The organism is Dokdonella aquatica, from assembly GCF_051987395.1.
Lineage (GTDB): Bacteria > Pseudomonadota > Gammaproteobacteria > Xanthomonadales > Rhodanobacteraceae > Dokdonella.
The window spans coordinates 2113035-2135981 of sequence record NZ_CP197094.1; the positions used below are offsets into that span (position 1 = coordinate 2113035).

The window sequence follows — 22947 nt, forward strand, 5'->3', positions numbered from 1 at the left end:
TCGATTACGGATGTAAACGACATGCAGATCAGTGATGCCGAAAGCATCGTGATGGACGCGCTGTGGGGGCGCTCGCCGCTCAGCGCCGAGGAGATCGTCGCACGCACGGCCGACGCGCAAGGCTGGCAGGAGGCGACGGTCAAGACCCTGCTCAACCGCCTGCTGACGAAGAAGGCGATCGCGGCCGAGCGCGACGGACGGCGCTACCTGTACCGGCCGCTCGTGCCGCGCAGCGACTACGTCGACGCCGAGAGCACGTCGCTGCTCGATCGGCTCTTCGGTGGCCGCGTCGCGCCGCTCGTCGCGCATTTCTCCGAGCAGCGCAAGCTCACGAAGAAGGACATCGCCGAGCTCAGGCGCCTCATCGCGGAGATCGACGATGGCGAATGATCCCGCCCTCATGCTGCTGTGGTCCGCAATCGTGTCGAGTGCCGCGATCGCGCTGGTGCTCGTGCTGCGCGGAACCCTGCTCGCACGCTTCGGCGCGCGCCTGGCCCATTCCGCGTGGAGCCTCGTGCCGATCGTCACGCTCGTCTCGATGCTGCCGGGAGGCGAGCAGGTCGGTGACGTGCAGAGGTTCGTCTTCGACGCGCCGCAACCGCTCGTGTTGCCTGTCGTGGGTGCAGCCGGCGACACCGCGGCCGTCGCCATCGATGCGCGTCCGTGGCTCATGGCCGGCTGGGCACTCGGTGGCATCGCGTACGCGATCGTGCTCGTGCGGCGGCAACGGCGCTTCGTGCGCTCGCTCGGTCGGTTGCAGGATGCGGGATCGGGCATCCTTCGCGCGTCGAGCAGCACGCACGCACCGGCACTGGTGGGCCTGCTGCCGGCGCGCATCGTCGTGCCGGCGGATTTCGATACGCGGTATGATCAGGACCAACGCGAGATGATCCTGCGCCACGAGCGCGTCCACCGCGCACGTGGCGACCACTGGTGCAACGCGTTCGCGTCCCTTTGGCAATGCGTGTTCTGGTTCAACCCTCTCATGCATGCGGCGGTGTCGCGTTTCCGCCGGGACCAGGAAATGGCATGCGACGCCTGCGTCGTCGACGGTTGCTCGCCGTGCCAGCGCCGCGCGTACGCGAGCGCGATGCTCGATGCGGAGTCTGGCGCGACGCCGTTGCCTGCAGGCTGCACGTGGCGGTCCGTCCATCCCTTGGTCGAGCGCGTCGGGATGTTGCGCCATGGCGACGTCGCACCGACCCGACATCGTCTCGGTGTCGCGATGGTTGCCGTGCTGACGGCATCGGCCAGCCTCGTCGCATGGTCCACGCAACCCGCGACGCCGTCACAGCAGATCGCCGTCGAACTGACGTTCGCGGCAAGCGGCCGGGCCGGCACGCCGGACGTGTCGACCCGCCGTGCATTGCTCGCCGTGGGAGCGCCGCTCGTCGTGAGCGTGGGCGAGGGCGCGTCGCGCAAGGAGCTCGAGATCACATTCCAGCCGTCCGCCGGCGGTGCGATCGAGGCGCGTGGCGTCGTCCGCGACAATGGCATCGTCGTCAGTTCGCCGTCGCTGGTCTTCATGCCGGGGCGATCCGCGTCGATGAGGATGGGCGAGCCTGGAGCCGAGGCAATTTGGACGCTCGAGGTCGCGGCGCGGTTCGTCGGCGCAGGGACAATGGGCGAATCGGACCGGAGCGGGAACGAGGCGCAGGCCGCCATGCCCTCCGCGGGATCCACCACGCTATGCGCGCATCAGTCCGCCCATCCAGCCGAAAGACGATAACGGTCGGTCGATCGAAGGGCGCGTGCACCTCGACGTGCTCGTCGGGCGTGACGGCATGCCGCTCGACATCGTGCGCGGACGTATCGAACCCGAAGCGCTGCACGTGGCGCTGGCCGACCGTCTCGCGGACAGCGCGATCGCCGCGGTGCGGGCCTGGACATTCGAGCCCGCGATGCGCGATGGCGCGCCGTACGAGGCTCGCGTGATCGTGCCGATCGCGTTCGGCGCTGGTGTTGCCGCCGATGTCGCGGCGGCGGCCGACGGAGACGTCACGGCACTCGACACGATCGTCGTGCGCGAACCCTGACGCGGGCTACGGTTCCGCATGTGGGCAAGCGCCGCCGGCTCTTCGCGCCATGCGGTGCCGGGCTGCGGCACCGCGCGTGCGCGCATCAACGCACCAGAGCGCGCTCGAGTGTCGCCGCGAGGCGCGTGGCAGCTTCGCGCACGCGGCGCTCGGCGAGCGGGCGCATCGTTACCGGATACGACGACTCGAGCTTGTGCTTGCTCGGATAGACGCCGTCGTCGCGCGTGATGCGGCACGACTCTTCGGCCCAGTCGCGCGGCATGCCGGCGACCTCGAGGCGCGGTTCCTTCGCGAGGCGCTCGGCATAGTCGCTCCAGCCGATGCGGCGGCTGCCGAGGATGCGCGAATCCCACACGGTGTGCAGGTTGGTGCCCTTGCCGTCGAGCTGCACCTGGTAGTCGTTGCCGCCGCGATCGGTACGGTAGCCCGCGTGCAGCGGCTGGTGCGCATCGCCGACGAAGTGCACGACGAAACTCAGCGCATCGGCGCGTTCGGCATCGGGCTTCGTGCGGTCGCCGAGGATCGCGGCGTAGGTCGCGACACCGCCGACCACGCACTGACCGCCGGCGCAGTCGCGCGCGGCATCGTAGCGGCAGGTCGAATCCGCGAAGTTGATGAAGTGCAGGCGCGAGGTCGCTTTCGACAGCGCGCGCTGCTTCGGATCGTCGCGCAGTTCGTCGGGCCAGGTGGCGACATCGGCGAGGTGTGCCGCGCCACGCACGGCGAGCAGGCGCTGCGCTTCGGCACGCGCGGCCGGCGAGAGCTGGCGTTCGGCGAGCTCGGCGATCATGCGATGGCCGGCACCGCTCCACGCGAGCGCGGTCGTCGGCAACAGGACGGAAAGCACGAGCGCGGCACACGCGGCGATCGAGCGAATGGGAGCGCGGCGTGCGTGTGGAACGGTCGAAGGGAAGCGTGGCATCGTCCTAGTGTGCGCGATCGCGTGTGACGCTTCGACCCTCGTTCGTCACATGGGCGCGGCCGGCGAGCCTGCGGCACGGTGCCGCGGTGACGCGTCGTGGAACCTCTCCGGTGCCGATCCGGCCTGTTCCGGGCGTGTGGCGAGGTCCGGGCGATTGGCCCCATCGGAGTGGCTCCGTGCGACGCAAGGGCAGGGCCGCTAGAATGCCGGTCCCCTTTTCCGTCGCCCTTCGAGGAGTGTTCCCATGGCAGTCAAGGTCGCCATCAATGGCTATGGCCGCATCGGCCGCAACGTCCTGCGCGCGCTGTACGAAGCCAAGCGCAACGGCGAGATCCAGATCGTCGCGGTCAACGACCTCGGCAACGCCGAGACGAACGCGCACCTGACCCAGTACGACACCGCACACGGCCGCTTCCCGGGCGAGGTGGCGGTGGAAGGCGGCGACCTCGTCGTCAACGGCGATCGCATCAAGGTGTTCGCCGAGCGCGATCCGGCCAAGCTGCCATGGGGCGACCTCGGCGTCGACGTCGTGCTCGAGTGCACGGGCCTGTTCACGAGCAAGGCCAAGGCCGGTGCGCACCTCGCCGGTGGCGCGAAGAAGGTCATCATCTCGGCGCCGGGCGACAAGGACGTGGACGGCACGTTCGTCTACGGCGTCAACCATGATGGCCTCAAGGCCTCGCACGAGGTCATCTCGAACGCGTCGTGCACGACCAACTGCCTCGCCCCGCTGGCCAAGGCGCTGCACGAGAAGATCGGCATCGTCCACGGCCTCATGACGACGATCCACGCCTACACGAACGACCAGGTGCTGACCGACGTCTACCACTCCGACCTGCGCCGCGCGCGTTCGGCCACGCAGTCGCAGATCCCGACCAAGACCGGCGCTGCCGCCGCGGTCGGCCTCGTGCTGCCCGAGCTCAACGGCAAGCTCGACGGTTTCGCGATGCGCGTGCCGACGATCAACGTCTCGGTCGTCGACCTCGTGTTCACGGCCGCGCGCGCGACGACGAAGGACGAGATCGACGCGATCGTGAAGGCGGCCGCCGAAGGCCCGCTCAAGGGCGTGCTCGGCATCAACGAGAAGCCGCTCGTCTCGATCGACTTCAACCACAATCCGCTGTCGTCGATCTACGACGCGACGCAGACGCGCGTCATGGACGGCACGCTGGTCAAGGTGCTGAGCTGGTACGACAACGAGTGGGGTTTCTCCAACCGCATGCTCGACATGACGCTGGCGCTGGTCGCCGCGAAGTAAGCGTCACGGTCAGGTGGTCACGAAGAAGGCGCGCTCCGGCGCGCCTTCTTCGCTGCGGCATCGCGCGTGCTCAGTGCGCGACCAGCAGCGGGATGTCGCTGTGCTGGAACAGGTGGCGCGTGGCGCCGCCGAGCACGAGTTCGGCGATGCGCGACTGGCCCCAGGCGCCGGTGACGAGAAGATCGGCCGCGTGCGAGCGCGCGGCCTCGAGCACGGCAGGGCCGTGCGCACCGTCCGGCCGGAACGCGTGGAAATGCGCATCGATGCCGCGTCGCGCGAGCCACGCGCGCAGGTCGAACGCGGGCAGCGCATTCGGCATCGCAGGATGCGGCGGCAGGCCGTCGAGCACGTCCACGGACGCCGCGAGCCGCAGCAGCGGCAGCGCGCCGCGGATCGCGAGCATCGCCTCGCGGCTGCCGTTCCACGCGATCACGATGCGTTCGCCGATCGAGGCGACGCGCGCGACGTCGGGCACCACGACCACCGGCGTCGCCGCGTCGAACACCGTGCGCGAGACGATGCCCCAACCCACGGGCGCATCGGGGTTGCTCACCGGGCGCTCGGCGACGACGAGATCACACCAGCGCGCCGCGTGGCACAGCGCATCGACGGGATCGCCCTGCACGACCTGGAACGCACCTTGGACGCCGAAACGCGCGAGCTGCGCGTCCCACCAGGGTTCGCGTGCACGCGCCTCGTCGCTGAGATGGTCGGCCTCGTTGACGTGCACGGCCACGGCTTCGGGCGAAACGAACGCGGCGGGCGGAATCGCGACGACGTGAAGTCCGAGCGCGTGCGCGCCGAGGCGCGCGGCGAGGCGCAGGCCCGCTTCGGCGGCGATCGGTTCGCCTTCGCAGCGGCGCAGGTGGATGACGAGATCGACGTCGGACATGGCGTGGCATCGGCGATCGGCAGGCCGGGAGCATACGACGGCGCGACGTGCCCGCGCGATGAACGAGGCCCAACCGCGAGGGTCGTCCCCGATTGTGCGCGACATGTGCCGCTGCGCAGAATGGCGATCCGTCATGCAAGAGGGATCGCCATGTCCAGGTCATTCGTGCTCGCCGCCGCGCTCGTGTTCGCCGGCACCGCGACGTCGGCATCGGCCGCCAAGCTCGATTGCGAGATGACGTTCTCGATGTCGGGCTGGTCCGCGTTCTACAAGACCGCCTCCGGCAACGGCACCGTGCGCTGCAGCAACGGCACCTCGATGAAGGTCAAGATCAGCGCGAAGGGCGGTGGCGTGTCGTTCGGCAAGTCCGAGATCGACGACGGCATCGGCAAGTTCTCCGAGGTCTACGACATCGAGGACATCATCGGCGGCTACGCGACCGCCGAGGCGCACGCGGGCGCCGTGAAGTCGACGAGCGCGCGCGTCGTCACCAAGGGACCGATCTCGCTCGCGCTGAGCGGCAAGGGCCGCGGCTGGGATCTCGGCGTCGCGTTCGGCAGCTTCATCATCGAGAAGCGTTGAGGCCACGCGTCGCCTGAGTCATGCTGGACGCCCGTCGCGAGACGGGCCCTGGCGCAGCAGACGAGGTGGTCGCGATGGCCCCTGCCGGCACATTCGATTCCCGCATCACGTTCCGCGACGAGCTCGCCTCGACGGCGATCCACGGTCTCGGCATCGTCCTCAGCATCGCCGGCCTCGCCGTGCTCGTCGCGTTCGCGAGCCTGTACGGCAACGCCTGGCACATCACCGCGAGCGCGGTGTACGGCACCACGCTGATCCTGCTCTACACCGCGTCCACGCTCTACCACGGCATCCCGAATGCCGGCGCCAAGCCGGTGTTGCAGCTCATCGACCATGTCGCGATCTTCCTGCTCATCGCGGGCACCTACACGCCGTTCACGCTGATCGGTCTCGGTGGCGTGTGGGGCTGGTCCTTGTTCGCGGCGGTGTGGACGCTCGCGATCGTCGGCATCGCGATGAAGCTTGCGCGTGTGCGGCGCCACGGCATCGTCGTGGCGTTGTACCTCGGCATGGGCTGGATCGGCATGCTCGCGGCGGTGCCTCTGTCCGAACGCCTTGGCGCCGGCGGCATGGCACTGCTGATCGCGGGCGGCGTCAGCTACACGCTCGGCGTGCCGTTCTACCTGCGCGAACGCATGCCTTACCACCACGCGATCTGGCATGTGTTCGTCCTGCTCGGCAGCGTGCTGCACTTCTTCGCGATCCTGTTCCACGTGCTGCCGGACGCGCCGGGCAGCCGTTGATCGCCGCGTATCGCTCGCTCAGATCAGCAGCGCGAGCACGAAGATGCCAAGCATCGTGAAGCACAGCGCGATCTTGGCCAGCGTGCCGAACACGAAGCCGAGCCAGGCGCCGACGCCGACGATCGCCGAGCGGCGCAGCGTACCGCCGGCGATCAGTTCGCCCGCGACCGCGCCCACGAACGGCCCGAACAACAGGCCCGGGATGCCGAAGAAAAGGCCGACGAACGTGCCGAGGCCGGCACCGAACAACGCCCAGCCACTCGCGCCGACACGCTTGGCGCCGAGCACGCCGGCGACGAAGTCGACGATGATCGAGAGCACGCACAGCACGCCGAGCAGGGTCAGCGTCGGCCAGCCGATCAGTGCAAAATCACCGGCCCAGGCGGCCACGAGCATGCCGACGAACACCAGCGGCACGCCGGGCAGGGCCGGGAGGATCGTTCCGGCGATGCCGACCAGCACGAGCACGGCGGCGAGCACGTAGAGCAGGATCGTGACGGTCATGGGCGGCGGGGTCGGGGCGGGTCGCGCAGTCTAGGGCAAGTGAGCTGCCCGGCAGCGCCGCGACCGTGTGACCCGAGATGTAAAGATGTGATATGGCGCACTGCACGATGCGCCTGGCCCGTGGTCATGCCCGATAATGCGCGCCGCATGAACACCGAACTGCTCAAGGCCGACGCACTCGGCCGCATCGAGACCTGCCGCGACGGCGAGCGCATCTGGATCCGCCGCGACACGCGTGCGGCGCACCTCGGCGTGCGCTGGATCGCGCGTACCGCCGCGGCGCGCGAGGCGCGCGTGCTCGATGCGCTCGAAGGCGTCGATGCGGTCCCGGCGCTGCTCGGCTGGCAGGCCGGCGTGCTCGAGCGCAGTTTCATGCCGGGCATCCCGATGCAGCAGGCCAAGCCCCGCGACCCGGGTTACTACCGCGCGGCACACCGCCTGCTCAAGGCGATGCGCGCTCGGGGCGTGGTCCACAACGATCTCGCCAAGGAGCCGAACTGGCTGCAGCGCGTCGACGGCTCGCCGGCCGTCGTCGATTTCCAGATCGCGTGGTTCCGTCCACGCCGCGGACGGCTGTTCCGCCTGCTCGCGCGCGAAGACCTGCGCCACCTCCTCAAGCACAAGCGCACGTACTGCCCTCAGCACCTCACGCCAACCGAGCGTCGCGTGCTCGCGCGTCGCTCGTGGATCGCCGAGGCCTGGCGCGCCACCGGCAAGCGCGCCTACAAGTTCGTGGCCCGCAAGCTGTTCGGCTACTGGGACAACGAAGGCAACGGCCGCGTCCGTCCCTAGTCGGCACGCAATCTGAATGGCCGGCCACCCAAAGGCCCAAAACGCCACTCCTCAGGGCATGCCTGTCGCAGCGTGAGACAGGCTGCGTGATGGCGCAATTCGGATAATTGGCCTCATCTCATTGATTTTCATCAATTAACCGCTTCTTGTGGGCGGGTGATCATGTTGTTTGTGAACAGGTATACAAGTTGCATCTTCCTCGCGTCCCCTCGTGCGCGGCCGTCGCCGACGCCGGTGAAGGGAGGAAGCCCATGGCCACCGACAACCCTGAGTGCATCGAATCGGCATCGCCCCGCAGCGTCGCGCGGCGCCTGCCGCTCGAGTTCGGCCTGCTGATCGTCTTCGCCGCCGTTGCCGCGGTACTGACCTCGACCGTCCTCGAGATCCAGGCAGGTGCAACGGCCTACATCGTCGGCGAGAGCCACTGGTCCAAGGGCCAGCAGGATGCCGTGCGCGAGCTCTACCAGTACGCGGAGCACGGCCAGAACGAGGACCTCGTCCTCGCGCGCGAGGCACTCGCGGTGCCGCTCGGCGACCTGCGTGCGCGTCTCGCGCTGGACCTCGATCCTCCCGACCTCGCCGCCGCACGCGAAGGCTTCCTGCAGGGCGGCAACGCGCCGCAGGAAGTGCCACGCCTCATCCGCATGTACCGCTACTTCCGCCACGCCCCGTACTTCCGTGATTCGGTCAGGCTGTGGCGCGAGGCCGACGACCACATCCTGCAGCTCGCCGCGCTTACCGACGAGATGGAGCGGCGCATCAGCGCCGGTCCGATCACGACGGCGGAAGGCAACGCGTTCCAGGAGCGCGTCATCGTGCTCGACGAACGCATGCGCCCGCTCGAACTGGCGTTCTCGGCATCGCTCGTGCACGGCGCGCGCGCGCTCAATGCCGTGCTCATCGCGAGCAGCGTCGCGCTGTTCGCCGTGATCGCGTGGCTCGCGCTGCGCATCCTGCGTTCGACGTTGCGCCGCATCGCCGAGAGCGAGGGCATCTACCGTGCGGCGTTCCACCAGGCCACGGTCGGCATGCTCAAGATGGACCGGCAGGGCCGCTTCATCGAGGTCAACGACGCGATCGGACGCATCCTCGGCTGGCCCGCCGCCGCGCTGCGCGGCAAATGCCTCGACGACATCGCCCATCCCGAGGAGCTCGAGGCGCTGCGTGCCGATCTCGTCACGCCGGCCGGAGACCGTCATGCACCGCCGACGGATCACCGCTTCGTGCATCGCGACGGCGGTACGCGCCTGCTGCGCTGGAGCACGTCGCACGTGCAGGTCGCGGGTGGCCGTGAGCCGCGCGTATTCGCGCTCGCCGAAGATGTTTCCGAAGCGCGCGAGCTCGCGGGCGAGATGGCGTGGCAGGCGAGCCATGATGCGCTGACGGGTCTCATCAACCGCCGTGAGATCGAGCGGCGCCTCGAACGCGCCACGGCGAGCGCGCGCGCGAACGGTACCAACCACACGCTGTGCTTCATCGATCTCGACCAGTTCAAGATCGTCAACGACACCTGCGGGCATGCTGCGGGCGACCAGCTCCTGCGCGAACTCGCGGCGCTCCTGCAGAGCCATCTGCGCGCGAGCGACTGGGTCGGACGACTCGGCGGCGACGAGTTCGCGCTGCTGTTCGAGCGCACGGCGATCGACGAAGCCGAGCGGGTCGCCGAGCGTCTCGGTCGCGCGATGGCCGACGCGGCATTCGTGTGGGAAGGGCGCAATTTCGGCGTCACCGGCAGCATCGGCCTCGTCGAGATCGACGGCCGCACGCGCGACGTAGGCGACCTGCTGCGTGCCGCGGACCGCGCCTGCTACGTGGCCAAGGACCAGGGCCGCAACTGCATCCGCACCTACCGCGACACCGACGAGGCGATCTCGCGGCGTCGTGACGCGATGGCCTGGGTCGGCGGTATCCGCAAGGCCGTGCAGGACCGCCAGATCCTGCTCTACGCGCAGCGCATCCAGACGCTCGGTGCACCGGACACGCTCGGCTACGAGATCCTGCTGCGTCTGCGCGACGACGCGGGCCGGCTCTACATGCCCGGCGAGTTCCTGCCGGCGGCCGAGACCTACGGCGAGATCGTCGCGCTCGATCGCCTCGTCGTCGCGACCACGCTCGAGCGCCTCGCCGAATCGCCGCAGCATCTCGCGCGACTCGGCCTGTGCCACGTCAACGTGTCCGCGCAGTCGATCGTGCAACCCGCGTTCCGTGCGCACGTCAGCGCACTGCTCGAGCGCTTCCCGGCCGTCGCGCGCAAGCTCTGCTTCGAGATCACCGAGACCGCCGTCATCGCCGACCTCGTGCAGGCACGTGCGTTCATCGACGACGTGCGCGCGCACGGCTGCAGCGTGGCGCTCGACGATTTCGGCAGCGGCATGTCGTCGTTCGCCTACCTCAAGAACCTGCCGGTCGACATCCTCAAGATCGACGGCGCGTTCATCCGTGACCTCGCGCGCAACGACGTCGATCCCGTGCTCGTGCGCTCGATGTGCGAGATCGCGCGCTGCCTCAAGCTGCGCACGGTCGCCGAGTCGGTCGAGAGTTCGCGCGTGCTCGCCAGCCTTCGCGAACTCGGCGTCGACGCCGTGCAGGGTTTCGCGATCCACACGGCCGTGCCGCTCGACGACCTCATCGCCGAGTCGGTCGTCGAGCCGGCGGTGCAGGAAGGGCCGCACGCCGAGTTCGCGTTCGCCGTGCGCCCCGCGTTCGCCTGAGGCTTCAGCCGCGGTCGATCGTGAACGCGATCGGCACGAGGCCCCACGCCGGTCGCGGCACGCCGTCCACGATGACGGGCCGGAAGCGCGATTTCTGCACGGCGTCGCGTGCGGCACGATCCAGGCGCTGCGAGCCGCTGCTGCGTGCGACCTCGATCGTGTCGACGCGTCCCTCGACGTCGACGAGCACGCGCAGCAGCACGGTGCCTTGTTCGCCCTTCTTGCGCGAGGCATCCGGATAGCTCGGCTGCACGAGGGCGGCGTAGGCCAGCGTCACGTTGGCGCCGGCCGACGTTCCCGGGCCCGGATCGGCGACCGGTGCGTCGACGATCGCCGGGCCTTCATCGATCACGTCGGCGACGGGTGGCACCGGCATCGACGTGGTCGCTTCGGCGACGATCGGGATCGGCTGGGGACGCGCGACGGGAACGGGCTCGCGGCGCGGGCGAGGCCTGGGCTGAGGTTCCGGTGGCGGCGGCAGCATCACGGGCTCGGGAGGCTTCTCGTGCATCGTGATGGTCGTCGCGACCACTTCGCGCACCGCCGCCACGGGCGCGGTGCCGGGCAGGGCGAGCATCGCCACCGCGGCGACGTGCACCGCGAACGTACCGGCCATGCCGGTGATTCTCTGTGCGCTCCAGCGCGTGTCGTGCCGCGTCGATGCCTGCGTCGCCATGTGCGTCCCCTCGGGCCAGTGACGCACGATCCAACGTGGCACGTGGCGCGGCGGGGTTCGGCGTCGGTCGCATTGCTGTCCGAGAAGGGTTCGAAGCGAAGGCTGGGAAGCGTTGCCGCATCAGACATCCGGCGATGAATGCCGGGATGTCGACTCGTTCTCGCGGCAACGCGGCATCGCGTGCTTTCTTTTCCTTCTCCCTCCGGGAGAAGAGCCTGCCCCGTACCCCGGTACGGGGTGGCCCGCAGGGCCGGATGAGGGTCCGGGATCGCGACATTGATCGGACGTGGTCACGATCCCGCACCCTCTCCCCAACCCCTCTCCCGGAGGGAGAGGGGCTCAAGCGCAACGCCAGTGGGGAAGACGTGTCGAGACTGTGGAGTCGCACGACGCCGAGCGCCGGGAACCACCACGCGACAGCCCCGCTGACGGCGCGACGCGGTGCGCGGATTTTCCCCTGACAGCAGTAGCGTCAGTCGAGGCGTTTGCGGAAGCGCCGCACGGCGATCGAGAGCACGATCGTGATGAAGGCGGCCAGCGCGGCGAGCGAAGGCCAGAGCTCGTCGAGGCTTGCGCCGCGCAGCATGATGCCGCGGATCAGGCGCAGGAAATGCGTGAGCGGGAACACCTCGGCCAGCCATTGCGCGGCGCGCGGCATGCCGTCGTAAGGGAACATGAAGCCCGACAGCAGGATCTGCGGCAGGAACAGGAAGAACGCCATCTGCATGGCCTGGAACTGTGTCTTCGCGAGCGTCGAGACGAGCACGCCGAGCGCGAGTGCAGCGCTGATGTAGGCGAGCGCGGCGACGTAGACGTCGACGAGCCCGCCGCGGATCGGCACGTCGAACACGGCAATGCCGAGCAGCAGGATCAGCGTGACCTGGATCAGGCCGATGCCGATGTACGGCAGCACCTTGCCGAGCGTGAGCTCGAACGACGACAGCGGCGTCGCGATGAGCATCTCCATGTTGCCGCGTTCGCGTTCACGCACGATCGCCATGGCCGTGAACACGACCATCGTCATCGTCAGGATCACGCCGATCAGGCCCGGTACCGTATTGACCGGCGCGCGCCGCTGCGGGTTGTAGAGGTTGACGATCTCGACGGCCGGTGGCGTCGCCTTGGTGCCCGCGCGCAGCGAGGCCGTCGGGAATGCCGCGAGCTGACGCGCGGCGGCCTGCACGGACTGGTCGGCGCCGTCGACGACGAGCTGCCACGCCGGCTCGCCACCGGTCTCGAGGCGGCGCTCGAGATCGCGCGGGATCACCACGACGGCGCCGATCTCGCCGCGTCGCAGCAGCTCGTCGGCCTGCTGCGGCACGGCCAGGCGATGACGGAAGTCGAGCACCTGCGATGACGCGAGTTCTGCGACGAGTTCGCGCGAGCGCCACGTGCCGGCTTCGTCGAGCACGGCGGCGGGCAGGTGGCGCACGTCGAGGTTGATCGCGAAGCCGAACAGCAGCAGCTGCAGGGTCGGGATGCCGACGATCATGCCGAACGTGAGGCGATCGCGGCGTAGCTGGCGCAGCTCCTTGGTGACGACGGCGAGCAGACGCGAGAGCTTCACGGCGACGCCTCGCGCGCGCGCGTCGCGGCGACGAACACGTCCTCGAGGTTGGGCGGCGTGTCGTCGACGTCCGCCTCGAGGCCGCGCTCGCGCAGCGTCGCGGCAAGCCAGGTGACGCCGTCGTCGCGGCGGTCGGTGAGCACGCGCAGGCTCGCGCCGATCTGCGCGACGCCGATCACGTGCGGCTCGTGCGCGAGCGCCTGCTGCAGGCGCCGCGGTGTCGGCGTGTCGACACGCACCGTGCTGCCGGGCAGAGCGGCCATGAGGTCGTGCGGCGTGCCGTCGGCGACGAGGCGGCCGCGGTCGAGGATCGCGAGGCGGTGGCAGCGCTCGGCCTCGTCCATGTAATGCGTCGACACGAGCAGCGTCGTGCCGGCATCGGCGAGATCGAACAGCGCGTCCCAGAAGTCTCGCCGCGACTGTGGATCGACCGCACTGGTCGGCTCGTCGAGCAGCAGCAGCTCGGGGTCGTGCAACACCGCTCCTGCCAGTGCGAGGCGCTGCTTCTGGCCGCCCGACATCGCGCCCGCGAGGCGTCCGCGCAACGCACCGAGGTGATAGCGCTCGAGCAGTTCGCCGATGCGTGCACGCCCCTTCGTGCCGGCGAGGCCGTGCACGGCGGCGAGGAACGCGAGGTTCTCGCCGACCGTGAGGTCCTCGTAGAGCGAGAAGCGCTGCGTCATGTAGCCGATGCGGCGCTTGACCGCCTCGGCGTCGTCGGGCAGCTCGTGGCCGAGCACGCGCACGCTGCCCTCGCTCGCGCCGAGCAGGCCGCAGAGCATGCGGATCGTCGTCGACTTGCCGCAGCCGTTGGGGCCGAGGAAGCCGTAGACCTCGGCGCGCCGCACGGTGAGGTCGAGGTGATCGACCGCGACGACATCACCGAAGCGTTTGGTCAGGCCACGCGCGACGATGACGGCATCGCCGCCCGGATCGCGCGTATCGGCATCGCTTCGGGCAATCGCGTTCACGGCGTCGCGCCCGGTTCCCTGCGTTCGCAGTCGGCCTGCACGGGCAGGCCGGCCGGCAGGCGCACCGCCGCGACGTCGTCGAGCACGATCTCGGCACGGTAGGCGAGGCGGCTCGCGTCGTCGCCCGACAGCGCGTAGTACGGCGTGAACGCGGGATCGGCGCGCAGGCTGCGCAGGTGCGCGCCGTAAGGCGTCGCGATGCCTTCGACGACGACCTGGCAGCGCGCCTGAAGATCGAGGCCGGCGCGCAGGCTCGCCGGCACGTAGACGCGCGCATAAGGCGCCTCGCCCGCGAGCAGGCTCACGGCCGTCGCGCCGAGCGGCGGCTGGTCGCCGAGCTTGAACGGCAGGGCGTCGACGCGCGCATCGCGTGGTGCGCGCACTTCGAGGCGCTCGCGCACGAGCACGAGGCGATCGCGCGCCGCGCGCGCGGCGTCGAGCGCGGCTTCGGCCTGGTCGAGATCCTCGATGCGCGCGCCGTTGCCGAGTTCGCGCAGGTTCGCACGCGAGCTGCCGGCTTGCGCCTGCGCGGTGCGCAGCGCCGTCTCGGCGCGGTCGAGGTCGGCCTGGGCGACGAGCCCGCGTGCACGCAGGTCGGCGAGGCGGTCGCGCTCGCGGCGCGCGTTGGACGCTGCGGCGTCGGCGCCGGACAGCGTCGCGCGGGCCGCATCGAGCGTCTCGCGTCGCGTGCCGTGGCGCAGCTCGTCGAATGCGGCTTCGGCACGCCGCACCTCGGCTTCGGCCTGGGCGAGTTGCGCGTCGGTGCGGCGCGTGTCGAACGCGAGCAGTGGCGCACCGGCCTTGACGTCGTCGCCTTCGGCGACATCGATGCGGACGATCGGCTCAGAGGCTTCGACCGCGACCCCGATGCGCTCGCGTTCGAGCGTGCCCATGAGCGGCAACGGAGCTTCGCGCCGGCATCCGGTGGCGAGTGCGAGCGGCACGAGGGCGACGGCGGACAGGATCCGGGTGCTTCTCATCGGGGCGGCTCCAGGACACGTTCGAGCAAGGCGATCGTGTGGTCGGCGAGTATGGTCGTGGTGATGTCGTCGGCCTCGAGCAGCGGACGCCAGACCGGCGCGGCCGCGTGCGGGAAAAGGGTCAGCGAGATCAGCGACACCACGAGCAGGCGCGGGTCGAGTCGCGCGTCGATGACGCCCTGGGCCTGCGCGCGCGCGAAACGATCGCGCAGGCCGCGCGCGACCGGCGTCGCGAACGTGCCGACGAGGCGCTCGCGCAGCAGCCCGCCCTCGCTGAGCACCTCGCGCAGCCACAACGGTGGAAACCAGGGGTGGGCGGTAACGCCCTCGGACATCGCGCGCACGAACACGCGCACGATGTCGCGCGGCGCATCGGGCGCCGCCGCGACCGCGGCACCGATCGCGCCGATCGCAGGCGCGATGCGCTCGTCGACCAGCGTGTCGACGAGACGGTCCCGGTCGCCGAAGTAGTAGTGGAGCAGCGCGGGCGCGACATGCGCCGCACGCGCGATCTGCGTCATCGAGGTCGCTGCGATGCCTTGCCGGCTGAACAGCTCGATGGCGATATCAAGGATGCGTGTGCGGCGGTCGGCGTCGTCGCCGGCACCGGGGCGGCCGCGCGTGCGCGGTGGGGAGGGGCGAGACATGTGTGAAATATTAAATTGAACAATAATTCAATTTCAAGCGCCGCGGTTGGAGGCAGGAGTGGCCGTCGCGGGGTTCGGCGTCGACGCCGTCCCCGAGCCTGGACGGCGCGCACGTGGATCTCGTCGTCCTCCGCCCCCTCTCCCCCGGCCCCTCTCCCGCGAGGGGAGAGGGGAGGCAAGCGTTTTCGTCACGCCGTGCTGGCCTGCGCCCGTGGACGCTTCCGCGGCGATTCGCGGTTGTCCGGCAGATACTCCACATCATGCTCGTCGCCGGCATACGGCATACGGCATACGGCATACGGCATACGGCACAAGGAGCAAGGCACAAGGAGCAAGGCACAAGGAGCAAGGCACAAGGAGCAAGGCACAAGGAGCAAGGCAAAAGGAGCAAGGCACAAGGAGCAAGGCACAAGGAGCAAGGCACAAGGAGCAAGGCACAAGGAGCAAGGCACAAGGAGCAAGGCACAAGGAGCAACACGTCGCGACGCGGAAGGCGTGACCATCTCCCGGCGTGGGGGCGCTGAAGGCGCGACCCTTTCCAGGCGGAATGCCGCCTCATCTCCCCACCTAGGGCTGCTGAAGGTGTGCCTACCTCCCCTCTCCCCTCGCGGGAGAGGGGCCGGGGGAGAGGGGGCGGACGGGCGACGAGCGCTCATGCATGTGTCGTCGAGGCTTAGCCACATCGTCCCGCCCGCACTTCGCGCCGGGTCGTTCGGCCCGACATCACGGGCGCCCCGTCAGCGCGGTTCCATGTCGCAGCGCATGACCGGGTAGAGGTTGGACGCCCCGGGGTCAGGTTCATTTTCCAGGCAAGGCTGGCCACCCTTTGCCGGCCACGAAGAAAATGAACCTGACCCCATGCGGCATCGCGCCCGCGAAGCCCGTCCGCGTGACGCCGTGTCGCTGTACGTCACGGGACAGGGAGTCGAGCCCGGGGTCAGGTTCATTTTCCAGGCAGTGCCGGCGGCGCTCTGCCCGCAACGAGAACATCACCCTGACCCCAGGTCGGGGTCGGCGCCCGAACAGCCCCTCAGTGCGGTTCGACGTCGCTGCGCATCACCGGATACAGGTCGAGGCGCTCGTCCCACGAGCTGTGGCGGCGCGCGAAGAACTCGAGGCGGGCCGCCGGACTGCGCGCGAACGCCTCGTCGGTCGCGAGGCGTTCGTTGAAGGCCTTGGCGACCGCTGGATCGTCGCGCAGCATCGCGCGGGCCACGTCCTCGGCGACGTACTCCTCCATGTATTCCTTGCGCTCGAACGCGGTGTTGAAGCCGCCCCAGGCTGCGATCGAGTCGGGCGCCTGCGGTTCGAGGATCGCGACGACGAGGCGTGCCTTCGGCTGCGCGATCGGCACGTACAGCGCGCCGGCCGGGATGTCGCGCGGTTCGTGCTGCCAGCGGCCTTCGAGGGCAAGGCGCTGGTGGCCTTCGACGGTGCCCGTGCCGAACGTCGCCTTGGTCGCCCGGAACACCTCGACATCGGCGTGCGGCCGTGCGGCGTCGAGCGTGCGGAACGTGATGCCGTGGCGCGTGAGCCATGCCGACACGAGCGCGGCATGCGCGGGCGGGACGATGTAGCCGCCGCGCGGTGCGGTCACCTGCAGCTGCGGTTGCACGTCGTCGCGCAGCGGGATGTTCCAGACCTGCGGGGTGCGCTCGTCGTAGCGCGTCATGAGCGCGCCCGAGACTTCCGACGGCGTGCGCGTGTAGGCGTAGCCGCGGAACGCGATCGTGCGCGCCTTGTCGGTGGCCTTGTAATCGAGCGGCACGACCGTGCCGCCGAGCTGGGCTGCGGCGGCATCGGCCTTCGTGGCGAGCACACGCCAGCGCGCACCGTCCTTCGCCGCGTGCTCGACGAGCGCGACGATCGTGTTGCGCGTGATGCGCACGCGGGTCGGGTAGTCCTTCCACGAATGCGTCTCGACGAGCACGCCGAAGCGGTTGCGCAACGGGAAATAGCCGTGCGAGAAGCGCGGTGTGGCGACGTTGTCCTCGAAACCCGAAGCCGGGTTGTCGTACTCGACGAACGACGGATAGAACGGCAGCGGCAGCGAGCCCTGGCGCGTGAGGTCGGCGAGCAGCGCGTCGCGCAGCGCGACGCCGGCCTTGCGCAGGCCCGGGTCACCCGAATGCGAGGGCTCGAGGTTGATCGAGATGTCGTGCTCGAACTGCGCGCCGTCGGTCACGTGCAGATCGGTGTAGGCGATCGGGTCCCAGGCGTCGACGAGGCGCAGCATCGCCTGCATCTCGGGCGCATCGGCCTTGACGTAGTCGCGGTTGAGGTTGAGGTTCTGCGCGGTGGTACGCCAGCCCATCTCCTCGGGGCCGCGCTGGTTGGGGCGGTTCCAGCGTCCCGTGCGCTCGTGGCCGTCGACGTTGAATACCGGCACGAACACCACGACGACGCGCTCGAGCGCGCCTTTCGCGGCGGTGCCGTCGAGCATCTCGCGCAGTGCGAGGAAGCCGGCATCCTTGCCGTCGATCTCGCCGGCGTGGATGCCGCCCTGCACGAGCAGGACCGGCGTGCCGCGGCGACGTGCATCGGCTGCCGTGAGCGCGCCGCTGCGCGAGGCGACGAGGGCAAGCATGGGGCGACCTTCGGGGGTGCGGCCGAACGTTTCGCATCGCACCGCATCGGGCCAGCGCTCCGCGTAGGCCGTGCACAGCGATTCGACCTCGGCGTAGCGGCCCGTCTGCGTGAATCCGGAGCGCTCGGCGTGCGTCGTGATCGGTTCCGCCGCCATGACGGGCAGGGACAACGCGGCGATCAGCGAGGCAGCGAGGCGGAAACGCATGTCGGGAATCTCCTGCGGGAGCCGGCGATGGTAGCCGTCGCGCCGGCCCGCGGGCAGGGCCACCGGGGCGCGGATGGACCGGTACCGCCGGCAGGAACAGCTTCGGCGCCTCCATTCACCTAGCTGCACGGAAGATGAACAAGGCGGTCCACCGACGAGTCGGTCGCGAGAATGTGGAGGCTGCCGCTGCGCTTCTTTTCGCCATCTTCGGGAATCTTTGCATCGGACGTGACTCCCAGCACCTCGCGGAAACGCCGTGATCCGTGGATCATTCGCGCCCCGGAGCGTGCCTCGGCCCGCCCGGTCGCCATGCGCCGGCAAGTCGACACCTCGCCGGCACCGTAGCCCAGATGAAAGGAATGCAGCGCATGTCGCGCGGAAAGTGGATCGGTATCGCCGTCGTGGCGCTCGTCGCGTTGGCAGTGGGCTCGAGGTTCGTCGGCCGAGAAGGCCAGAAGCGCGGTCCGCATGAGGGACGCGACGATGCGCCCGTGCCGGTGACCGCGGTCGCCGCGGAAGCCCGCGATGTCCCGCTGTTCCTGACCGCGCTCGGCACCGTGCAGGCGCTCAACACGGTCACCGTGGCCGCGCAGGTCGGCGGCCAGCTGCAGGCCGTGCATTTCCGCGAAGGCCAGGAAGTGCGCAAGGGCGACCTCATCGCCGAGATCGATCCGCGCACCTACCAGGCCGCGCTCGACCAGGCGCTGGCCAAGAAGAAGCAGGACGAGGCCCAGCTCGCCGCATCGCGCAGCACGCTCAAGCGCTACGAGGAACTGATCGGCCAGAAGTTCGTGTCGGCGCAGGATCTCGAGAACCAGCGCCAGACCGTGCGCCAGCAGGAGGCGCTGATCGCCTCCGACGATGCCGCGATCAGCAACGCGCGCACCCAGCTCGGTTTCACGCGCATCGTCGCGCCGATCGACGGCCTCGCCGGCATCCGCCAGGTCGACGTCGGCAACCTCGTCACCGCCAACGGCAGCGGCATCGTCGTGCTGACCCAGGTGCAGCCGCTCAACATCGTGTTCAACCTGCCGCAGCAGGACATGGCCAAGGTGCGCGAGGCCGACGCGACGCCGCTCAAGGTGCTCGCGCTGTCGCGCGCCGATGCGAAGACGATCGCCGAGGGCGAACTCGTGGTGATCGACAACACGATCGACACGAGCACCGCGACGTTCAAGCTCAAGTCCGAGTTCGCCAACGCCGACCGCAAGCTGTGGCCGGGCGAGTTCGTCAACGTGCGCCTGCAGGTGCGCACGGTACAGGGCGGCGTGGTCGTGCCGGCGACGGGCGTGCAGCAGGGCCCGGAAGGCGAGTACGCGTGGCTCGTGCAGGGCGACGACACCGTGAAAATGCACAAGCTCGTGACCGGCGGCACGCTCGACGGCGGTGACGTGCTCGTCACCGAGGGCCTCGCGGTCGGCGACCGCATCGTCACCGAGGGCCAGTTCCGCCTCAAGGCCGGTACGAAAGTGAAGCCGATGGCGCCGGGCGAAGTCGCCGCGCCGACGCCGCCGTCGGCACCGGTCGACGGCAAGCCCGCGGCCGGCGGCTGACCACGCCGTTCGACCCACCCGAAGCCGCGGCCGACCGCCGCGGCGCCACGCTCCAGCAGGAATCCTGACCCGTGGGCTTCTCCACTCTGTTCATCCGCCGCCCGGTCGCGACCTCGCTGCTCATGGCGGGCCTGCTGCTGCTCGGCTTCATCGGCTACCGCCAGTTGCCGGTGTCGGCGCTGCCGGACATCGACGCGCCGTCGATCCAGGTCACCACGCAATACCCGGGCGCGAGCCCGACGACGATGGCGGCGCTCGTCACGACGCCGCTCGAGCGCCAGTTCGGCCAGATCTCGGGCCTGTCGGTGATGACCTCGGATTCGTCGGCCGGCCTGTCGACGATCCTGCTCACGTTCGCGATGGACCGCGACATCGACGCGGCCGCGCAGGACGTGCAGTCGGCGATCAATGCCGCGCGCGGCACGCTGCCGAACAACCTGCCGTACCCGCCTGTCTACAACAAGGTCAATCCGGCCGATGCGCCGATCCTGACCCTGGTCATGCAGTCTGACGCGCTGCCGCTGCGCGAGGTCAACAACTACGCCGATTCGATCCTGTCGCAGAAGCTCTCGCAAGTCGCCGGCGTCGGCCTCGTCAGCATCGCCGGCAACGTGCGCCCGGCCGTGCGCATCCAGGTCGATCCGGCCGCGATCGCCAACCAGGGCCTCACGATCGAGGACGTGCGCTCCGCGCTCACGCAGGCCAACGTCAACGGCCCCAAGGGCACGATCGACGGCGCCGCGCAGTCGTTCACGATCGGCGCGAACGACCAGATCTCGAGCGCCGACGAATACCGCAGCACGATCGTGAGCTACAAGGGCGGCGCGCCCGTGCGCCTCGGCGACGTCGCGCGCGTCGTCGACGGTGTCGAGAACGACCAGCTCGCGGCATGGGCCAACGGCAAGCCGGCCGTGTTGCTCGACGTGCGCCGCCAGCCCGGCGCGAACATCGTGCAGACCGTCGACGCGATCAAGGCGATGCTGCCCGAGCTGCGCCAGGTGCTGCCGGCCAACGTGCACCTGGACGTGTTCGCCGACCGCACCGTGACGATCCGCGCCTCGGTCGAGGACGTCGAGTTCACGCTCATGCTGACCGTGTGCCTCGTCATCGCGGTGATCTTCGTGTTCCTGCGTCGCCTGTGGGCGACCGTGATCCCGAGCGTCGCGGTGCCGCTGTCGATCATGGGCACGTTCGCGCTCATGGCGTTCGCGAGCTTCTCGCTCGACAACCTCTCGCTGATGGCGCTGACCGTCGCGACCGGCTTCGTCGTCGACGACGCGATCGTCATGATCGAGAACATCGTGCGCTACCTCGAGAAGGGGCGCTCGCCGAAGGAAGCCGCCGAGGAGGGCGCGCGCGAGATCGGCTTCACCGTGCTGTCGCTGACCGTGTCGCTGATCGCGGTGTTCCTGCCGCTGCTGCTGATGCCCGGCGTGACGGGACGCCTGTTCAAGGAGTTCGCGGTCGTGCTGTCGATCGCGGTCGCGCTGTCGATGGTGGTGTCGCTGACGCTGACGCCGATGATGTGCGCCTACCTGCTGCGCCGCGAGAACGCGCCCAAGGAAGATGCCGAGGACGACCATACGCATCCGCCCAAGCGCGGTGCGACGTGGTGGGATCGTCTCGTGCACGCCTACGCGCGCAGCCTCGACTGGGTGTTCGAGCACCGCGCGCTGACCATGCTCGTGCTGACCGCGACGGTCGCGCTGACCGTCGCGCTGTTCGTGCTCATGCCCAAGGGCCTGCTGCCCGACCAGGACACCGGCATGGTCACCGGCGTCGTGCAGGCCGACGAGACGATCGCATTCGAGGCGATGCTCGAGCGCACGCAGCGCGTCGCCGAGGCCCTGCGCGCCGATCCAGCGGTCAGCGGCGTCGCCGCGTTCATCGGCGCAGGCTCGATCAATCCGACCCTCAACCAGGGCCAGCTCAGCATCGTGCTCAAGCCGCGCGCCGAGCGCGGCGGGCTCGCCGAGGTGCTGCCGCGCCTGCAGCGCACGGCGGCCGACATCCCGGGCATCGCGCTGTTCCTCAAGCCCGTGCAGGACATCGCGCTCGACAACCGCATCGCGCCGACCGAATACCAGTACGCGCTCACCGACGTGAACGCCGAGGAGCTCAACGCGTTCGCCGAGAAGATGACGGCGGCGCTGCAGCAGCGCCCCGAACTCGCCGACGTCGACAACAACCTCGCCGCGAACGGCCTGCAGCTGCAGCTCACGATCAATCGCGACCAGGCCAGCCGCCTCGGCGTGCCGATCCAGACCATCGACGACACGCTGTACTCGGCGTTCGGCCAGCGCCAGATCTCGACGATCTTCACCCAGATCAACCAGTACCGCGTCGTACTCGAGGTCGATCCGCAGTACCGCACGAGCGCCGACCTGCTCAACCGCCTCGCCGTGCGCGGCAGCGGCAACGGCGCGCTGACCGGCAGCAACGCGACGACACTCGGCCAGGTCACCTCGAGCAACTCGGCCACGCCGAGCGGCATCGGTGCGCAGGGCAACACGGGCATCTCGCTCGGCGGCGGCGGCACGATCCCGATGGCGTCCCTGGTCGAGGCCAAGGTGATCAACGCGCCGCTCGTGATCAGCCACCAGAACCAGCTGCCCGCGGTGACGATTTCGTTCAACCTCGCACCGGGCTACTCGCTGTCCGACGCGGTGCGCGCGATCGAGGACATCGAAGGCACGATCGGCATGCCGCCGCAGGTGCGCGGCAACTTCATCGGAAAGGCTGCGCAGTTCTCGGCCTCGATGACCGACGAGGTGCTGCTGATCCTCGCCTCGCTGATCGTCATCTACATCGTGCTCGGCGTGCTCTACGAGAGCTACATCCACCCGATCACGATCATCTCGACGCTGCCGCCGGCCGGTGTCGGCGCGCTGCTCGCGCTCGCCGTGTGCGGCTTCAGCCTGTCGATCGACGGCATCGTCGGCATCATCCTGCTGATCGGCATCGTCAAGAAGAACGCGATCATGATGATCGACTTCGCGATCGACGCGCAGCGCGAGGGCATGGCCGCGCACGACGCGATCCGCCGCGCCGCGCTGCTGCGCTTCCGGCCGATCCTCATGACCACGGCGGCGGCGCTGTTCGGCGCGCTGCCGCTCGCGCTCGGCACCGGCATCGGCTCGGAGCTGCGCCGCCCGCTCGGCGTGTCGATCGTCGGCGGCCTGCTGCTGTCGCAGCTCATCACGCTGTACACGACGCCCGTGCTGTACCTCTACATGGAACGCGTGTCGGACTGGCTGAAGGCGCGCCGCGAGCGCCGCGCGCTCGCGCACGCGGGGAGGGTGGCGTGATCACGCCGTCG

General features: G+C 69.5%; 19 protein-coding genes. 10 read left to right on the forward strand and 9 right to left on the reverse strand.

Features of this window, described 5'->3' with window-relative positions:
* Window positions 1-21: 21 nt before the first annotated feature.
* From ACQQ2N_RS09300 to ACQQ2N_RS09310, 3 genes are read left to right on the forward strand one after another with little or no spacing between them, the layout of a single operon-like run.
* A complete protein-coding gene (locus tag ACQQ2N_RS09300; protein WP_440225437.1) occupies window positions 22-390 on the forward strand; it encodes a BlaI/MecI/CopY family transcriptional regulator in 369 nt (122 codons plus the stop codon).
* Window positions 380-1729, forward strand: coding sequence for a M56 family metallopeptidase (locus tag ACQQ2N_RS09305; RefSeq protein WP_440225438.1), 1350 nt, complete (start codon window positions 380-382; stop codon window positions 1727-1729). The genes ACQQ2N_RS09300 and ACQQ2N_RS09305 overlap by 11 nt, the downstream gene beginning before the upstream one ends.
* A 10-nt stretch (window positions 1730-1739) precedes the next feature.
* Window positions 1740-2036 (forward strand): energy transducer TonB, encoded by a 297-nt coding sequence (locus ACQQ2N_RS09310; RefSeq protein ID WP_440225734.1) that lies wholly within the window; start codon window positions 1740-1742, stop codon window positions 2034-2036.
* Between the two features lie 85 nt (window positions 2037-2121).
* On the opposite strand, the gene ACQQ2N_RS09315 is transcribed toward ACQQ2N_RS09310, so the two are convergent.
* Window positions 2122-2883 carry a S1/P1 nuclease gene (locus ACQQ2N_RS09315; RefSeq protein WP_440225439.1) on the reverse strand — a complete coding sequence of 254 codons (762 nt, stop codon included), beginning with the start codon at window positions 2881-2883 and terminating at the stop codon, window positions 2122-2124.
* A 319-nt stretch (window positions 2884-3202) separates the two neighbouring features.
* Here ACQQ2N_RS09315 and gap point away from each other — a divergent pair, with 319 nt between their 5' ends.
* Entirely contained in the window at window positions 3203-4216 is a 1014-nt protein-coding gene (gene gap / locus ACQQ2N_RS09320) for a type I glyceraldehyde-3-phosphate dehydrogenase (protein ID WP_440225440.1), read from the forward strand.
* Window positions 4217-4286: 70 nt separating this feature from the next.
* Here gap and ACQQ2N_RS09325 read toward each other — a convergent pair whose 3' ends face one another.
* Window positions 4287-5108: a universal stress protein gene (locus ACQQ2N_RS09325; protein ID WP_440225441.1), complete on the reverse strand. Its 822-nt coding sequence runs from the start codon at window positions 5106-5108 to the stop codon at window positions 4287-4289.
* A 150-nt stretch (window positions 5109-5258) separates the two neighbouring features.
* Between ACQQ2N_RS09325 and ACQQ2N_RS09330 the strand changes: the two genes are divergently transcribed.
* Window positions 5259-5690 (forward strand): hypothetical protein, encoded by a 432-nt coding sequence (locus tag ACQQ2N_RS09330; RefSeq protein WP_440225442.1) that lies wholly within the window; start codon window positions 5259-5261, stop codon window positions 5688-5690.
* A 74-nt stretch (window positions 5691-5764) separates the two neighbouring features.
* Window positions 5765-6433 carry a PAQR family membrane homeostasis protein TrhA gene (gene trhA, locus ACQQ2N_RS09335; protein WP_440225443.1) on the forward strand — a complete coding sequence of 223 codons (669 nt, stop codon included), beginning with the start codon at window positions 5765-5767 and terminating at the stop codon, window positions 6431-6433.
* 18 nt (window positions 6434-6451) lie between these two features.
* On the opposite strand, the gene ACQQ2N_RS09340 is transcribed toward trhA, so the two are convergent.
* Entirely contained in the window at window positions 6452-6937 is a 486-nt protein-coding gene (locus ACQQ2N_RS09340) for a DUF456 domain-containing protein (protein ID WP_440225444.1), read from the reverse strand.
* Window positions 6938-7084: 147 nt separating this feature from the next.
* On the opposite strand from ACQQ2N_RS09340, the gene ACQQ2N_RS09345 reads away from it, so the two are divergent.
* Together ACQQ2N_RS09345 and ACQQ2N_RS09350 are read left to right on the forward strand one after the other, a co-directional pair.
* Entirely contained in the window at window positions 7085-7729 is a 645-nt protein-coding gene (locus ACQQ2N_RS09345; protein ID WP_440225445.1) for an RIO1 family regulatory kinase/ATPase domain-containing protein, read from the forward strand.
* A 251-nt stretch (window positions 7730-7980) separates the two neighbouring features.
* On the forward strand, window positions 7981-10440 hold the full coding sequence (locus ACQQ2N_RS09350; protein ID WP_440225446.1) for a putative bifunctional diguanylate cyclase/phosphodiesterase: 2460 nt from the start codon (window positions 7981-7983) through the stop codon (window positions 10438-10440).
* A gap of 4 nt (window positions 10441-10444) precedes the next feature.
* Here the strand turns inward: ACQQ2N_RS09350 and ACQQ2N_RS09355 are convergent, their stop codons facing one another.
* From ACQQ2N_RS09355 to ACQQ2N_RS09380, 6 genes are all read right to left on the reverse strand, one after another.
* Window positions 10445-11116 (reverse strand): energy transducer TonB, encoded by a 672-nt coding sequence (locus ACQQ2N_RS09355; RefSeq protein ID WP_440225447.1) that lies wholly within the window; start codon window positions 11114-11116, stop codon window positions 10445-10447.
* A 472-nt stretch (window positions 11117-11588) separates the two neighbouring features.
* Window positions 11589-12683 (reverse strand): ABC transporter permease, encoded by a 1095-nt coding sequence (locus ACQQ2N_RS09360; RefSeq protein ID WP_440225448.1) that lies wholly within the window; start codon window positions 12681-12683, stop codon window positions 11589-11591.
* Window positions 12680-13597 carry an ABC transporter ATP-binding protein gene (locus tag ACQQ2N_RS09365; RefSeq protein WP_440225735.1) on the reverse strand — a complete coding sequence of 306 codons (918 nt, stop codon included), beginning with the start codon at window positions 13595-13597 and terminating at the stop codon, window positions 12680-12682. Before ACQQ2N_RS09365 ends, ACQQ2N_RS09360 begins: the two co-directional genes overlap by 4 nt.
* Window positions 13598-13650: 53 nt before the next feature.
* Window positions 13651-14634 (reverse strand): HlyD family secretion protein, encoded by a 984-nt coding sequence (locus ACQQ2N_RS09370; protein ID WP_440225449.1) that lies wholly within the window; start codon window positions 14632-14634, stop codon window positions 13651-13653.
* On the reverse strand, window positions 14631-15281 hold the full coding sequence (locus ACQQ2N_RS09375) for a TetR/AcrR family transcriptional regulator (protein WP_440225450.1): 651 nt from the start codon (window positions 15279-15281) through the stop codon (window positions 14631-14633). Before ACQQ2N_RS09375 ends, ACQQ2N_RS09370 begins: the two co-directional genes overlap by 4 nt.
* Window positions 15282-16311: 1030 nt before the next feature.
* Window positions 16312-18075, reverse strand: coding sequence for a M14 family zinc carboxypeptidase (locus tag ACQQ2N_RS09380; protein WP_440225451.1), 1764 nt, complete (start codon window positions 18073-18075; stop codon window positions 16312-16314).
* Between the two features lie 368 nt (window positions 18076-18443).
* On the opposite strand from ACQQ2N_RS09380, the gene ACQQ2N_RS09385 reads away from it, so the two are divergent.
* Both ACQQ2N_RS09385 and ACQQ2N_RS09390 read left to right on the forward strand, forming a co-directional pair.
* Window positions 18444-19628, forward strand: coding sequence for an efflux RND transporter periplasmic adaptor subunit (locus ACQQ2N_RS09385; RefSeq protein ID WP_440225452.1), 1185 nt, complete (start codon window positions 18444-18446; stop codon window positions 19626-19628).
* Window positions 19629-19699: 71 nt separating this feature from the next.
* Entirely contained in the window at window positions 19700-22936 is a 3237-nt protein-coding gene (locus ACQQ2N_RS09390) for an efflux RND transporter permease subunit (RefSeq protein ID WP_440225453.1), read from the forward strand.
* Window positions 22937-22947 lie beyond the last annotated feature (11 nt).

What these genes read in the sequence shown, in the direction of transcription:
- ACQQ2N_RS09380 (WP_440225451.1), bottom strand. Translation starts at nt 18,075, where the DNA reads ATGCGTTTCCGCCTCGCTGCCTCGCTGATCGCCGCGTTGTCCCTGCCC.
- ACQQ2N_RS09330 (WP_440225442.1), top strand. Translation starts at nt 5,259, where the DNA reads ATGTCCAGGTCATTCGTGCTCGCCGCCGCGCTCGTGTTCGCCGGCACC.
- trhA (WP_440225443.1), top strand. Translation starts at nt 5,765, where the DNA reads ATGGCCCCTGCCGGCACATTCGATTCCCGCATCACGTTCCGCGACGAG.
- gap (WP_440225440.1), top strand. Translation starts at nt 3,203, where the DNA reads ATGGCAGTCAAGGTCGCCATCAATGGCTATGGCCGCATCGGCCGCAAC.
- ACQQ2N_RS09300 (WP_440225437.1), top strand. Translation starts at nt 22, where the DNA reads ATGCAGATCAGTGATGCCGAAAGCATCGTGATGGACGCGCTGTGGGGG.
- ACQQ2N_RS09375 (WP_440225450.1), bottom strand. Translation starts at nt 15,281, where the DNA reads ATGTCTCGCCCCTCCCCACCGCGCACGCGCGGCCGCCCCGGTGCCGGC.
- ACQQ2N_RS09370 (WP_440225449.1), bottom strand. Translation starts at nt 14,634, where the DNA reads ATGAGAAGCACCCGGATCCTGTCCGCCGTCGCCCTCGTGCCGCTCGCA.
- ACQQ2N_RS09350 (WP_440225446.1), top strand. Translation starts at nt 7,981, where the DNA reads ATGGCCACCGACAACCCTGAGTGCATCGAATCGGCATCGCCCCGCAGC.
- ACQQ2N_RS09355 (WP_440225447.1), bottom strand. Translation starts at nt 11,116, where the DNA reads ATGGCGACGCAGGCATCGACGCGGCACGACACGCGCTGGAGCGCACAG.
- ACQQ2N_RS09340 (WP_440225444.1), bottom strand. Translation starts at nt 6,937, where the DNA reads ATGACCGTCACGATCCTGCTCTACGTGCTCGCCGCCGTGCTCGTGCTG.
- ACQQ2N_RS09345 (WP_440225445.1), top strand. Translation starts at nt 7,085, where the DNA reads ATGAACACCGAACTGCTCAAGGCCGACGCACTCGGCCGCATCGAGACC.
- ACQQ2N_RS09325 (WP_440225441.1), bottom strand. Translation starts at nt 5,108, where the DNA reads ATGTCCGACGTCGATCTCGTCATCCACCTGCGCCGCTGCGAAGGCGAA.
- ACQQ2N_RS09305 (WP_440225438.1), top strand. Translation starts at nt 380, where the DNA reads ATGGCGAATGATCCCGCCCTCATGCTGCTGTGGTCCGCAATCGTGTCG.
- ACQQ2N_RS09385 (WP_440225452.1), top strand. Translation starts at nt 18,444, where the DNA reads ATGTCGCGCGGAAAGTGGATCGGTATCGCCGTCGTGGCGCTCGTCGCG.